The following is a 12,847-nucleotide window of genomic DNA, read 5'->3' on the forward strand; positions in this document are numbered from 1 at the left end:
TTAATCGAACAAATGGAGCAGGTTGCGTATAATTGAATGCCAACTGTCATCATCATTGTTGTTATTCCGCTGCAGATTTTCCCTCAGGGCTTTCACTTCATCTTCTGTCGTAATTCCCACCGGACCTTCGTAAATTCCACCATCCAAGCCAATATCCTTCACCTCAACGGAAATCAGGTTCTTATTCCTTAATAAATCCGACGGTATTTTGTAGATGCGATACAACTGCCATGCCCTGTCCTGGCGAAATCGGGAATAGCCTGGCAAATCTTCAACCTCTCCTATTTTCTCTCCATTCAAATATACCTTGTCAAAATCGTCGATCTTACCCAGCACGAGATAGAGTTCCCGTCCTTTTAAAGATTCGGGTAGTGAGAATCGCTTATGATACCAGGCTATTCCGTCAAAATCGCCATATCCCTGGTTATCCCATTTCATCGGGACGTATATATCAGCCCAGTTCCTGTCGTCTGTCGCCGGACTGTTCATGTTGCCAAAATTGTCGATACTGAATTTCCAGGTTCCGCTTAAATCCAATGTCATCATCGCCTGATCGCGATCGTAATACAAGCCAAATCGATTGGCTCTGAGGATTCCGCCATCGCCTCCTTCATCGAATACACGCACGGCAATTACATTATTTTCTCTTTTTAGCAGCGAAACCGGTACAACGTATTGCCTTTCCACGTTATAAGCTGTTCGGAAATTCGGTGGAAATTTTCCCGTCTGTCCTATCTTCTTTCCGTTAACAAATACCTCATCTACGTCATCAATGTAGCCGAGGAAGAGCATCAGATAACCGGAGGCCGGCAAGCTCTGGATGTTAAAATTTTTACGGTACCAGCCATATCCGTTATACCCTTCGTAGTAATTTTCCCATGCACGTGGAGCATAAATCTTATCCCAATCATGCACATCGGCCGAAGGAGTTGCCCAAACCGGATTATCGCCCACCGTGAACAACCAATTGCCCCGCAAATCGGCCAGCGACCTCCAATCAGACGCCTTAGCCTTAAAGACTCCCGCCACTGCAAAAATGAATAGATAGACAATTATGAATTTACGAGTCATGATGGTTGTTATTTGCGTTACAAGATATTTAAAAACTCCTTTCGTCCGAATCTCTGGTTAGCCGTTCTATCACGGCGTAGTGTAGCGAAGATACAGATTGAATGTATATGCCTCTCCTGCCAATGCCCTGTCGGCTTTCACTTCCTGTTTGCTAAACATATATTTAACAAAGTCTTTGGCTTCCTTGTTATCGGTAATTACCTGCAGAAGTCTCAGTGTCCGGTCACTATTCACATAAAAGCTAATGGTCACATTCTCTTTCAGTGAATTGATATTGTGCTCGTAGAAATAGTTTTGCAACTGACCGATTTCCTGTTGGAAGTTTTTCTGGATGTCACTGGTCAGATTTTTTTCGGCCATATTCAATCCCGTCTCCCCGGCGAAAGTCAGGCCCGTCATCATTAATACTGCGACGATTGCTAAAATTACTTTTTTTGTTTTCATCGATTAAGGCTTTTGTTTTCATGATTAACTATCACAAAGTAAAAGCCCCGATGTAACCCCGCTGTCAAACGCAAGTCATAAGATGCCACAAGTTGTCACAGAAATGTCACGGGAAGAAAAGAAGACACATAAAACGCTATAGACAAATGACATACACAGATAAGAAAATATTTCAATTTTCTGAAAAAAACTACCGATTTTGTCTGGATTAAAGCACCAGCTTGTAGCCAATACCGTGAACCGTCACGATGTGCTGGCTGTCTTCCGTATCAATTTTATTCCGTAACCGGACAATGAAGTTGTCGACAGTACGGGCGGTTGGTTGGTAATCCATGCCCCAAACCTGGTCGAGAATATCATCCCGCGAAACAATCCTTCCGGAATGCCGGTACAGGTAATGCAGTATTTCAAATTCCTTGTACGACATTTTCACGGGTTCGTCATTATGTAACGCCTCAAAATCATCGAATGAAACCTGAAGTTGTCCGATGGTCACCCTTTGTGGTGATTCATCCTGTTTAACGTTTGCCGTCCGGCGAAGAATAACCTTGATGCGGGCCAGAAGCTCCCGCAGACTGAAAGGTTTGGTGACATAATCGTCTGCCCCCAGCTCCAGGCCGAGCACTTTATCCAGCTCTTCGCCACGGGCAGTCAACAAGATGATAGGTGTGTCGTTGCCTTCCGCACGGGTTTTCTTACACACATCAAATCCTGACATGCCGGGGAGCATTACATCCAGTAAAACCAAATCGTATGAACCCGACTGGAGCTTTTTGAAGCCGTCATCGCCGCGGTTGGCTGTTTCCACTTCGTAACCTTCAAATTCCAGGTTATCGCGTAAGCCAATCAGCATGGCTTCTTCATCTTCAACGATTAAGATTTTGGGCATGGTTCTGTTTTTTTACCGGAAATTTTAAAATGAATGTACTTCCCTCTCCCAGTTTACTGCGCAATCCCACATTTCCACCATGTGCTTTCATCATCCGTTTCACCAGGTTCAATCCTAATCCTGAGCCTTTGGCTTTATGCGCCAAATCGCCCTCGGTTACCCGGAAAAACTGTTCGAAGACATGCTTCTGATTTTTAGGTGAAATACCGATGCCGTTGTCTTCCACTTCAACCCAAACGGATTTGGCTTTCTTCACCAGTCGGATGTCAATTTTCTTATCTTCTTCAGCGCTATATTTGATGGCGTTGTCCACCAGATTCACCAACATCGTTTTCACTACATCACTATCGGCATATACCAGGGCTTGATCAACTTGCGACGAAAAACGGCAATCGACCTGCGAAGCCTCCAGATGTGACTTCATTGAGGCCATGATTTCGGGAACCAATTCCCCCAGGTCGACCATCGAGAACTGATATTTCAACCGGTTTTTCTCCAGTCGTGAGAAGTTGAGAATCCGGTTGACGATATCCGTTAACCGGCCACTTTCCTGGTGAATGGTATGCAGGTATTCTTCCTGTTTCGCTTCGGTTTTCACCCGCTTCAACAGTAAGGTTTCAGCATACATGCTAATTAGTGCGAGTGGCGTTCGTATCTCGTGTGATACATTGGAAACGAATTCTGATTTCAGCTCAGCCAGTTTCATCTCCTTGCGGATGTTCCAGATAACAAAATAGAGTCCCAACAGTACCACAATCGTTAGGCCGATCAGCATGTAATTGTCCCGTTGTGTACGCTCGGACGCCAATTCTTCGAGTGTTTTGGCCTTTAACCGGATTCCCAGTTGATAGCTAGGAATGTACCACATAGCTGCTTTCTCAATTTTTCCGGCCAATTCATCATTCGCTTCAGTACTGTAAACCACGCTACCGGATGTAGAATCGGAAACACTGATGAAGAAAAGGTCCTGCGCTATCTGTTGTATCTGCGGACTCATGGTCTGCAAGACAAATGTTCGTGGGTTGATCACCAATTGACAAGCATGCTCTCCTTCCCGATTTTTTTGCAGAAAATAAAGCATTAGCGTACTGTCGGTCATCATCTTCGAGTCAACACGCTGATAATTCGATTTCAGAAAGTCTTGTAGTTTTTGAATTTCTGCCGGGGATGGCCACTCCTCAATACGGATAGCTTTACCACTATTGAAATACTCAGCCTCAACCTGGTGCGATGCTAAATCCAAAAAACGAATCGCTAAAACGGAACGGTTGTTTTGGAAAAGATTGTCTACCAATCCTTTCTCCACATCTCCGTCAGGTGCTACAGGTTGGTCGAGACTTTGACGCCACTGATTAACAACGTTTTCAGAATATTGATTAACCGAATAGAGAATAGATTCCAACTGCGTACTAAATACGCGCTGAACCATCTTTTCATTTTTAGTCAGGGTTGAGAACTCCCGGACCAAATAGAAACTCAGAGGTAAAGCAACTATCACTAATAAAACCAGGCTTATTTTGGCTACAGTTCGGATCATCAGCTTGTTTACATTTTTCAGAAAACCTGATAAAGGTATGAAATCAACCCGAATTTTAGAGGAATTCGCTCAATTCTACACCACGCGATCTATCTGGAAACTACTTTTTCTGATGCTGCCAGCAATATTTCGAACCGGGTTCTGCTTTTCGGGAACATCGTTTTCCCGATTTGGTGATGGCCTGACACTGTCTTGAGGTTGGTGCCTTCGTTGCCCCGGTTTTCGAGCGATGGTGTGCGCTGGCAGAATAGGTCGACGTTCCGGTGGAGTTAAACGACCAGGCGCCCGGATTGACGGCTGCTTCCAATTTATTTTCAATGCTGTCGGGCAATTCAGAAAAGAAATTAATGCCCGTCATCGCTTCTACCATATCCACTGAAACCACGTATTCCGGCAGTGTTTTTGTCCCTTTTTCATTCGGGAGAATAAAAGCAATCATTTTCTTTTTACCATGCGGATCGTATACCACTTTGTAGTAAAAACCGGGAACCGTTATCCGGTCAGGACCAATGAAGCCAAGGTCATTCTTAAAAATCGGGCCGGATACCACATAAATATCACCATCCATCAGAGCCCAACTTCGCACCTGCGCTTCCAGTTTTTTCCATATTCCCCGGTTGAAGCTTGGCTTCTGCGGAGACATGTTCGACAGGTAAAACGTTTCCGACATCGATTTATGATTGAGCCGCATGGCTGCTGCCGGACAAAGATGTCCCCGGTCGTAGCCGGAACGACTGTAATCAGCCAGCGAAGCAGAGCCCGTTTTTACTTCCGGATCGGGCCGGAAGTCATCTGTACGCGACTCTTTACCCTTTACATCAGCCGACGTGAGATGATAATAGACCCAGTTGGCCTGTTCTTTCGATTCATTATACGACAGGGTATAGTAGGTGTGTTTTACCGTTTCGCCCGTGCTTAAAGGGAGAAAAGTCTGTGCCCATCCGGCAAAAGGCAGCATCAAAAAAATACTTACCAGGATTCGTTTCATAGCTATCATTTGATATTCATCTAATCAGTGGTCCGGCTTCGTCTTTTGACAAATCGACGCATTATATGTTCAATACAGTAAAACGCATGACTACTCTGAATATTGCGGATCTTAAGGAAGAGAGGAGGTTTTCAAATGCTGCAAACCGATAACAGACTAACAGGCAATCACTGACAAGAAAAAAATTTCTGGTGTTCCTGAGAAAGCGGAAGAAAAAACCGCAAGAACGATGTCGATTTCGCTCCTGCGGTCTATTAATGGAAGGTATGAAGTATTGTTATCTATGAGTCCCCGGTTTCATCGACTCCGGGATGTTCATATGAAACAGAATATACCGCGCCACGATGTATTCGCCTTCCGGAATTAAATGAACGCCATCTTTATTCATGGCCTGAAAAACCGGGTGAAAGGGCTGATAAATGTTGATGAAATGACACTGCTTCTCTTTAGCAATGCCTGCATAAACTTTTACAATATTTGCCAATCGCTTGTCTCCGCCATGATATTTTTCGAGAATACAGGAGTCGGGACTCATGGGCGGAGGAGAGATTAGTGTAATGTCAGCTTCTTGATTCCGTTTGCGGTAATACGTTCGGATGCTGTCGATTAACGACACCATATTCGTTTTCACTTCCTCCTGCCTTTGGGCAAATACCTTTTTGGCGTCATTGGTTCCCAACCAAATTAGAATATGCTGTGGAGCCTTTCCATTCAATGTTTTCTCAGTTTCCTGAAGGTATTGGTGAATATTGTGCAGGGTATTCAACCGCTTTTGTCCAAGATTATCGAAACCAATTGTATTACCGGGAATGGAATGATTGACAATTTCCACCGACGGTAACAGCCGCTGAAGTTGAACCGGCCAGGCATCCGGGCCGTGGCCATTCGAATCACCAATGGTTAACCAACCGGGCTTCTCTGCAAACAACGAAGCCGGCAGCATCAAAACAATCATCAGAATAACGATACAAAATACAGGATTTGTCTTTTTTATTTTCATAACTCCGTCAATCTTTCAAATACATTCATCTTGTTTTCCTACCGGGACATAGTCCAGCGCCACCTTGTCCAACATTTCATGTCGCCCATCGAACACGGTCAGATGGATGTTTTTGTATGACTTATGGTAATATATTTTGCGATCGCCAATCGTCGGTGGAGCGGCTGGTCTCCGAAAACTGCGCTCGGCCAGCAACGTAACGATATCCTTGCATGGAACCAGATACTTTTCGGGATGCCGGGAGCGCTCCTTTACCAACTTATTGTAGAATAAAATGGATTGCGTAATTGGCACCGAGCCGAGGTAGCCATCATTGGCTCCAGTATAAATGAACAACTGAGAACCGTCCCTTTCTTTTGCCGGATATTTCATGAAAATCGGAGAACGTTTTTTCGCTTCCGCTACATCGAGACTCTTCCCTTTTGATGTTGATGCCAGGATATCACCGGCATATTTGTTCTTCCGGGCCACCGATTCACGATACCAACTCACAAGATTCGAAATTGGCACCCATGCCGAAAAGCTTTTTACGTTCCGGTGAATTTCCATGAAGGCCAGTAGCGTCGCGTATCCACCACCGGAAACGCCGATAATGTGGATTTCGCTGGTATCAACCTGACCGTGCTGAACGGCATAATCAATGGCGTCTTCTATATCCGAAATCACCAACGGACTTCCGCAAGCCTTCGAATTGTTGTTCGGGCCTCGAAAATCGGGATGGATGTAATTCCAGTTCCGGTTAAGAACATGTGTAGCCAGCGGATCATTTTGTGTGTAATTGCCACTCCATGTGTGCAGCGACACAATCAATGGCTTTTTTTCAGTCCCCGTAGCCGAATGAAAAACGGCGGGTTGCATCGTTCGGTCGGCCGAAGACCGAATCTGCACAACCTGAAATCCGGATGGCCACGATTTATTCAACGTATTATCCCATTTGGGTTCTTTCTTCGTTTGCCCGAAAGCTATTCCATAAGTCTGTATAAGAGTTAGCAGCAATCCGTAAAAAATAATTCGGCGTATGTTCATCATTCCGGGCTATTAAAGTTTAATTTTTACTTGATTACCATTCTCCTTAGCAGTTTTCAGGCGAACGGTAATCGTTCTATTTTCGTAATCGTACATCCAGCCAGTCGCTTCCTTTCCATTCACCAAAATAGCTCTCGGCTGCGATACATCATGGAACACAAAACGCCAGTAACGATCCGGCTTCATGCCTTTGTAATTTCCGACAACAGATGAAATGGAAAAATCAATCTTATCGTCTCTCTTCATCGTTGAGAAAGTTGTTGAAGCGATTCCATCCTTCAGGTAGCCGCTACTTTTGCCATCATCTTCGTACATCCTGAAGCTCGATTTTTCGGTAGACGGATAAATATCGACCGTCAGGGTATCGTTGTTCCCGCTTTCGATAGTTGGCGCGTAATTCCTGGTAGGAATAATCGCCCCTTCTTTTACAAATACGGGTATCTTCTCCAACGGTGCCAAAACCTCAACCTCCTGGTTCCCTTCGTATTTTTCACCGGTGACCTTGTCAATCCATGTTCCTTCCGGGAAGAATATCTTCCGGGAAACGGCTCCCTGCTCGTAAACCGGAGCAACCAACATTTCGTTGCCAAACAAAAATTCATACAAATGGCCCGGGATTTTGCCAATCATGTGTTGACTCTGCAGTCGGCTCCGCAACGCGTAGGTGTAGATGTACGGAAAAAGTTCCATGCGTTGGTGCGCATAATTTCTGAAGAGCGTATCGGCCTGCTCTGAATAGAGATAAGCCAGATTGGACGTAGGATTTTCTGGCTGAGAGAAAACTTCGGTGATGGGGCAAAACATCGAAAATTCCATCCACCGGATGTAAAGTTCATTGTCCAATTGGTCGGTTTTTCCCATGTCGAAACCGCCGGTATCGTTGGTCAGAAACGGTATTTTACTGGTCGCCTTCGATGTATCGGTGTACATGGCAATGTTTTCCTTAAATGCCACGCGGGGGACCCATGAATTAAACTCCTTGGTGGGCTTCTCCACAGTCCAGTCTGAGCGGGTATCGTCCGTCCACTTGGTTGGATAACGTTCGTATGTTGGGCTGTCTGTACCTCCGGTATGCGATAGAATGAAACCCCGTCCTTCAGTTTCTTTGCCGAACTTCTGTGTCATCTCAAACATCGCTTTACAAACGCTGATTTTCGATGTTCGATCGAGCTTGATAAAATCAGCACCTTCGTCAAAAAAGTGCTTCATGCGCTTTTGAAAGTACGCCACCGCTTTCGGATTATCGAAATCGATATTCCCGGTAGGTGTTGCCACTTTACTTTTGGTGGTATTGAACATGGCTGTGGTCGTTCCGGCATTGTGCCAGGTATCCGTATTCGTGAATACCTTGGAGAAATACCCCCGCTTTTCGAAATCGTTAAAAGCCGCTTCATTGCCTGTTTTCTGTATGCAATCCCAGATCCAGAATCCGCCTTTGATATCGTTTTTCTGCATAAAGTCCCACATTGCTTTTCGGTTGGGGAAAGCCGTTGTATCCGCCACGAAGTCGATGTATTTTTGGGGACCTTTACCATGATTATCAAAGCTCCAGAACCACGAATCAATCCAATAGGCATCGATGGGGTAATTGTGCGCTTTTATGTCTTTGATGCGCTGAATGGTTTGCTGTTGATTGGTATAGCCTCCGTACAATACGCCAAACGCCCAGGCGGGAGGAATGACCAGGTTGGAATCAATTTTCATTTCCGGCATTGCAGCCTCCACCCTCTCGGAGTGTTGCTTTGGCGAGCACGACTGAAAACCGGCCAATCCGGCAATCAGAAGAGTCAAGATTTTTTTCATCGATGTTTTTTTATTCATGATTTAGCAGTTGATCCTTTTTTCAAGGCTGTTGCGATGAACTTCTTGCCAGTCGCGGTTAGGTCGTTTTTCCAACGCAAAAGCCATATTCACCCAAACAGTATGTTTCTCTTTCAGAAGCATACCGGGATATCAATTCCTTTTCGGAAATTGACAAACGAACTTATCAATAATACAATTGTTCGATTCGTTACACTTAATTGAATTCGGTTTTTCATGAACTTCATCAAACAAATCAACCTGCTGGTTTCATTTCTACTCGAAATGGGACTCATCATCCTGGCTGGCCTTTGGGGCTTCCAACAAGGAGAAAGCAGCCTGATGAGATACGTTCTTGCCGTCGCTGTTCCGGCTATTATTATTTTGCTTTGGGGCATCTGGGCTGCACCGAAATCCAAACGGCGATTGAAAAACCCGGTCCGAACCATCTTCAAACTGGCAATGATGGCTTTAGCCATATTCTTTGCCTATGACACCGGGCATCGGGGCTGGGCTTTGTCCTTTGCGGTTATCACCATTTTAAATGTAAGTCTCGCCTACCTTTGGAAACAGGATTATTGATTATTTTTCGCTTTCGCCGAGGAAGAAATACTAATACAACCTTTGGAGGATTTCGTCCATGATTACCGGAATTCTTTTAATCAACCTGAAATGAAAAGCAGAGAAGAACTTATAATAGCCAACTGGGAGAATCTTACCTCCCTATGGAAAACAGCGGCAACTCCCTTCCGGGGAAATGTCGCCGGAGATGTATTTGACTATGCCGAGATTGGAAATTCCGACTGGCCTAACCGGTTGTGGTTTCACGATGATATTACGCAGGAAAGCGTGGAAAAAGCTTTGAAGAAAATCGAGTCTTCGAGTTTGCGTTTTGCCATTCCCTACCGGGATATCTACAACAGTCAATCCAACCAGATCCTGGAAGAAAATGGGTTTACTAAAACATTTGAACAAGTGGCCATGTCGTTGCCATTGACATCAACTTTCCAGCTGGACAACAAACTTGATTTTAGCGTTGTGTCCAATCCTACCGATGCGAAGAAATGGGCCGATATTTATCCGTCTGCTTTTGGTTACCGCATCACCGAAGAGACGTTACTCAACACGATGGGCTCTATCAAATACATTCTGGCATTAAAACAAAATCAACCGGTGGGTACAGCCATTCTTTTTCAAACCGTTTCGATTGCAGGTGTTCACGGCGTTGGCGTGATTCCGAAGATGCGGAGAAAAGGATTGGCCGAGGAAATCATGAAGTTTTTGCTCAACAAGTCCATCGACACAGGATCTAAATACGCCACGCTACAGGCTTCCGCAACGGGCAAAGGCTTGTATAAGAAGCTGGGCTTTGACGAGCAATTCACCATCCGTAATTACGTCAAGGCTCAAATGTGAATATCCTCTTTGGAGAAGCAATATTCTACTCATAAAAGAAAGACGTATTCAACATCAAATAATTTTATAATAAATAACTGAAAAACAATTCGTTAAAAATTCATAACAAAATTGGTTGTTTCAATTATTTGAATATATTTGCCACTGACAAACAATAATGTAAGCAACTCACAGTTTGTATTTTACATTATCTCAAGACAGATTAAGCAGGAATACATCTTTCTTTTATGCCCAAAAACCATTTTTTATACCGCTTTATTTTCACATTCTCTGTGTTGATGTTTCTGGTGGGGACCGTACATTTGTATGCCGTCACTCCACCTTCTCATCCGTATAAACAGGAGCTGAATCGAATCGACTCGTTGTATAGCTGCCTGCAACCTTCGGACATCAAACCGTCATACGCGGTTTTCCGGGATGGACTCGTCGGTTATTATTCCATTGAGAAAGAACACAAACTGGAAAACAACCGATATCTGACTTTGATTGATATGTCGTTAGCATCAACGGCCAAGCGGTTGTGGGTAATCGACCTGCAGTCGATGGAAATCGTTGAGAATACATTGGTGGCACACGGAAGAAATACCGGTGTCAATTATGCGGTGAAATTCTCCAATGCGCCCTCATCGCATATGAGTAGCCCGGGATTTTACATCACCGGAGCTACTTACCACGGGAAATATGGTCTGTCGCTTTATCTCGACGGAATTGAACCCGGCATCAATGACAAAGCCCGCGAGCGTACCATCGTGATGCACAGTGCGCCTTACGCAACACAAAAATTTGTGAAAGAGCATGGCCGACTCGGAAGAAGCTGGGGCTGCCCTGCCGTTCCGCCATCCAAAAGCAAGGCGATCATTGAAGCCATTAAAGACAAATCGTGCCTTTTCATTTACTCACCGGTTCCGTCTTACTTGAAGAAATCAAAATACCTGGGATTTCAATTCAATTCGTCGGGAGATGATTTAAGCTCCTTGTAAATAGGTTCGTCTCTTGAATAGATATCATCCCGGAATTGCAACCGACCATCATCGTTTTCCCACGCTGTCAAATAAACTAAAAACACTTCCGGCTTCCGATTAAACCGGACGACCTGCGTTTTTCGTGATTTAATCGTTCTATTGATTTTCCGCGAGGTCCATTCCGGCTGCTCCATTAACAGATGCTGAGCCAAATCAATCGGATTTTCAACGCGGATACACCCGGAACTGAACGTTCTTCGTACCCGGTTGAATAAACGTTTACTGGGTGTATCATGCAGAAAAACATTGTATGGATTGGGGAATACAAATTTAACCACTCCAAGAGCATTCTGGCCTCCCGGAACCTGACGATACGTGTATCCCGAAGCATCAGAGCTTCCGAAATTCATTTCATCGGGCTTCATTTTCACTCCGTCATGATCAAATACCTGAATATTCCGTTCAGCAAGGTAATCCGAGTCCTTTTGAGCTTCCGGCAGGATATCATACTTCAGAATATTGGGCGGAATGGTCCAGGTTGGATTAAACACCAGATACTGCAAAGTAGAATGGAAAACTGGTGTCTTACGGTAGGTACGCCCAACAATTACTTTGTGTTCACCAACAGGTATGTGATGATCATACACAAACAGCATATAGTCCGGAATATTGATCAGGATATAGTAATCCGGGAAAAATTCCGGCAACCAACGGATTCGCTCCAGGTTGACTTCGATTTGCCCAATTCTTTTCGACACCGGCGTATTCATTGCCGCCAAGGTCTGTGGACCGATGGTTCCCAATGCTTCTAAGCCATTATTTCGCTGGAACAGAATGACCGCTTCAGACAACTGGTCGTCATAAAAATCCGGTTGTTCCGGTTCCGGTCCGTCATATTCGCCGGTACTGCGCAATCTTTTCCTTACCAATGAAATTAGTGAATCATCGCTACCAGGCTTGAGAATTTTCCCGGACGGTATTGTTTCCCAGCCTCCCTGTTTCTCAATATCCCGGTACTTTTTCAACTGATACCTCAAACCTTCGTACAAATGGCTTTGGGGTATGATACTCCTGTAAAAGTCACCAACCCGAGCGTAAGGAAGCTCAATTAGAAACCGGATGATTCGATCATCGACCGCAGAAATATTCCACCAGGGAGTAATGGTTTGCGGATCAATTTTTCCGTTGAGTAAATGTGAAGAAATCAGTATAAAGGCATCCGTTAGTAAAATATCCCGGGTGGCAGCATTTTCATTTCCCGTTTTACGCGCAAGCGAATCAAGAATTTCCAAATGATAATCCGAGGGTTGCAGACCATCCACATCACAGTGACGGATGAGAGACATCAGTTCGTCAATTCGCACATCACTGGACCAGAACGGCGTATAGAAATGCTCCTGATACTGTTTCTGAAGCGTGGGTATGCAAAACAAATTGATTGAGTCATTCAATGTCGGCTGGGCAGCGAGATGCTCTACTTTCTTTCGAATCCACGAGGTAACCGATTCACCATCGGCAGAGAGGACAGCGAAGAAAATAACGGGTAAAACCAGTATGTGACGGAGTATTTTCATGGCACGGTTTCTTTGATGATACTCGTCGTATACTCAATTCGGGGGAAGAACATTTAACGGTGGAAGAAAGGCAATCAATCAGAAAGCAAACTGCACTTATCGGTGTTCTCCTTACCTACTGTTGCTTAGTATAAAGTTAC

At 44.6% G+C, this 12,847-nt stretch carries 12 protein-coding genes; 3 read left to right on the forward strand and 9 right to left on the reverse strand.

The genetic code is table 11. The features are described from left to right. The 8 genes from AC060N_RS13045 to AC060N_RS13080 form a co-directional block, all read right to left on the reverse strand. Positions 1 to 1,071 (reverse strand): hypothetical protein, encoded by a 1,071-nt coding sequence (locus AC060N_RS13045; RefSeq protein WP_479524187.1) that lies wholly within the window; start codon positions 1,069 to 1,071, stop codon positions 1 to 3. A 69-nt stretch (positions 1,072 to 1,140) separates the two neighbouring features. Continuing rightward, the gene (locus tag AC060N_RS13050; protein WP_479524188.1) at positions 1,141 to 1,515 is read right to left on the reverse strand and encodes a hypothetical protein; all 375 of its coding nucleotides are present in this window, start codon (positions 1,513 to 1,515) and stop codon (positions 1,141 to 1,143) included. 208 nt (positions 1,516 to 1,723) lie between these two features. Further along, complete coding sequence (locus tag AC060N_RS13055) at positions 1,724 to 2,404, reverse strand: response regulator transcription factor (protein ID WP_479524189.1); 681 nt, start codon at positions 2,402 to 2,404, stop codon at positions 1,724 to 1,726. Beyond that, positions 2,382 to 3,941, reverse strand: coding sequence for a sensor histidine kinase (locus AC060N_RS13060; RefSeq protein ID WP_479524190.1), 1,560 nt, complete (start codon positions 3,939 to 3,941; stop codon positions 2,382 to 2,384). Before AC060N_RS13060 ends, AC060N_RS13055 begins: the two co-directional genes overlap by 23 nt. A gap of 100 nt (positions 3,942 to 4,041) precedes the next feature. Then, on the reverse strand, positions 4,042 to 4,929 hold the full coding sequence (locus tag AC060N_RS13065) for a DNA/RNA non-specific endonuclease (protein WP_479524191.1): 888 nt from the start codon (positions 4,927 to 4,929) through the stop codon (positions 4,042 to 4,044). Between the two features lie 277 nt (positions 4,930 to 5,206). Next, the gene (locus tag AC060N_RS13070; RefSeq protein ID WP_479524192.1) at positions 5,207 to 5,929 is read right to left on the reverse strand and encodes an SGNH/GDSL hydrolase family protein; all 723 of its coding nucleotides are present in this window, start codon (positions 5,927 to 5,929) and stop codon (positions 5,207 to 5,209) included. Between the two features lie 15 nt (positions 5,930 to 5,944). Beyond that, positions 5,945 to 6,958, reverse strand: a complete 1,014-nt coding sequence (locus tag AC060N_RS13075) for an alpha/beta hydrolase family protein (RefSeq protein WP_479524193.1) — start codon at positions 6,956 to 6,958, stop codon at positions 5,945 to 5,947. Between the two features lie 9 nt (positions 6,959 to 6,967). After that, a complete protein-coding gene (locus tag AC060N_RS13080) occupies positions 6,968 to 8,758 on the reverse strand; it encodes a glycoside hydrolase family 31 protein (RefSeq protein WP_479524194.1) in 1,791 nt (596 codons plus the stop codon). Between the two features lie 234 nt (positions 8,759 to 8,992). On the opposite strand from AC060N_RS13080, the gene AC060N_RS13085 reads away from it, so the two are divergent. From AC060N_RS13085 to AC060N_RS13095, 3 genes are all read left to right on the forward strand, one after another. Then, positions 8,993 to 9,337, forward strand: a complete 345-nt coding sequence (locus AC060N_RS13085; protein WP_479524195.1) for a YrdB family protein — start codon at positions 8,993 to 8,995, stop codon at positions 9,335 to 9,337. 90 nt (positions 9,338 to 9,427) lie between these two features. Further along, complete coding sequence (locus tag AC060N_RS13090) at positions 9,428 to 10,171, forward strand: GNAT family N-acetyltransferase (protein ID WP_479524196.1); 744 nt, start codon at positions 9,428 to 9,430, stop codon at positions 10,169 to 10,171. Positions 10,172 to 10,398: 227 nt separating this feature from the next. Next, positions 10,399 to 11,151 carry a murein L,D-transpeptidase catalytic domain family protein gene (locus AC060N_RS13095; RefSeq protein ID WP_479524197.1) on the forward strand — a complete coding sequence of 251 codons (753 nt, stop codon included), beginning with the start codon at positions 10,399 to 10,401 and terminating at the stop codon, positions 11,149 to 11,151. Here the strand turns inward: AC060N_RS13095 and AC060N_RS13100 are convergent. Then, positions 11,112 to 12,707: a L,D-transpeptidase family protein gene (locus AC060N_RS13100; RefSeq protein ID WP_479524198.1), complete on the reverse strand. Its 1,596-nt coding sequence runs from the start codon at positions 12,705 to 12,707 to the stop codon at positions 11,112 to 11,114. The genes AC060N_RS13095 and AC060N_RS13100 overlap by 40 nt on opposite strands. Between the last annotated feature and the right edge of the window lie 140 nt (positions 12,708 to 12,847).

This window comes from Prolixibacter sp. DSM 2831, assembly GCF_056493735.1.

What these genes read in the sequence shown, in the direction of transcription:
- AC060N_RS13045 (WP_479524187.1), bottom strand. Translation starts at nt 1,071, where the DNA reads ATGACTCGTAAATTCATAATTGTCTATCTATTCATTTTTGCAGTGGCG.
- AC060N_RS13050 (WP_479524188.1), bottom strand. Translation starts at nt 1,515, where the DNA reads ATGAAAACAAAAAAAGTAATTTTAGCAATCGTCGCAGTATTAATGATG.
- AC060N_RS13055 (WP_479524189.1), bottom strand. Translation starts at nt 2,404, where the DNA reads ATGCCCAAAATCTTAATCGTTGAAGATGAAGAAGCCATGCTGATTGGC.
- AC060N_RS13060 (WP_479524190.1), bottom strand. Translation starts at nt 3,941, where the DNA reads ATGATCCGAACTGTAGCCAAAATAAGCCTGGTTTTATTAGTGATAGTT.
- AC060N_RS13065 (WP_479524191.1), bottom strand. Translation starts at nt 4,929, where the DNA reads ATGAAACGAATCCTGGTAAGTATTTTTTTGATGCTGCCTTTTGCCGGA.
- AC060N_RS13070 (WP_479524192.1), bottom strand. Translation starts at nt 5,929, where the DNA reads ATGAAAATAAAAAAGACAAATCCTGTATTTTGTATCGTTATTCTGATG.
- AC060N_RS13075 (WP_479524193.1), bottom strand. Translation starts at nt 6,958, where the DNA reads ATGATGAACATACGCCGAATTATTTTTTACGGATTGCTGCTAACTCTT.
- AC060N_RS13080 (WP_479524194.1), bottom strand. Translation starts at nt 8,758, where the DNA reads ATGAAAAAAATCTTGACTCTTCTGATTGCCGGATTGGCCGGTTTTCAG.
- AC060N_RS13085 (WP_479524195.1), top strand. Translation starts at nt 8,993, where the DNA reads ATGAACTTCATCAAACAAATCAACCTGCTGGTTTCATTTCTACTCGAA.
- AC060N_RS13090 (WP_479524196.1), top strand. Translation starts at nt 9,428, where the DNA reads ATGAAAAGCAGAGAAGAACTTATAATAGCCAACTGGGAGAATCTTACC.
- AC060N_RS13095 (WP_479524197.1), top strand. Translation starts at nt 10,399, where the DNA reads ATGCCCAAAAACCATTTTTTATACCGCTTTATTTTCACATTCTCTGTG.
- AC060N_RS13100 (WP_479524198.1), bottom strand. Translation starts at nt 12,707, where the DNA reads ATGAAAATACTCCGTCACATACTGGTTTTACCCGTTATTTTCTTCGCT.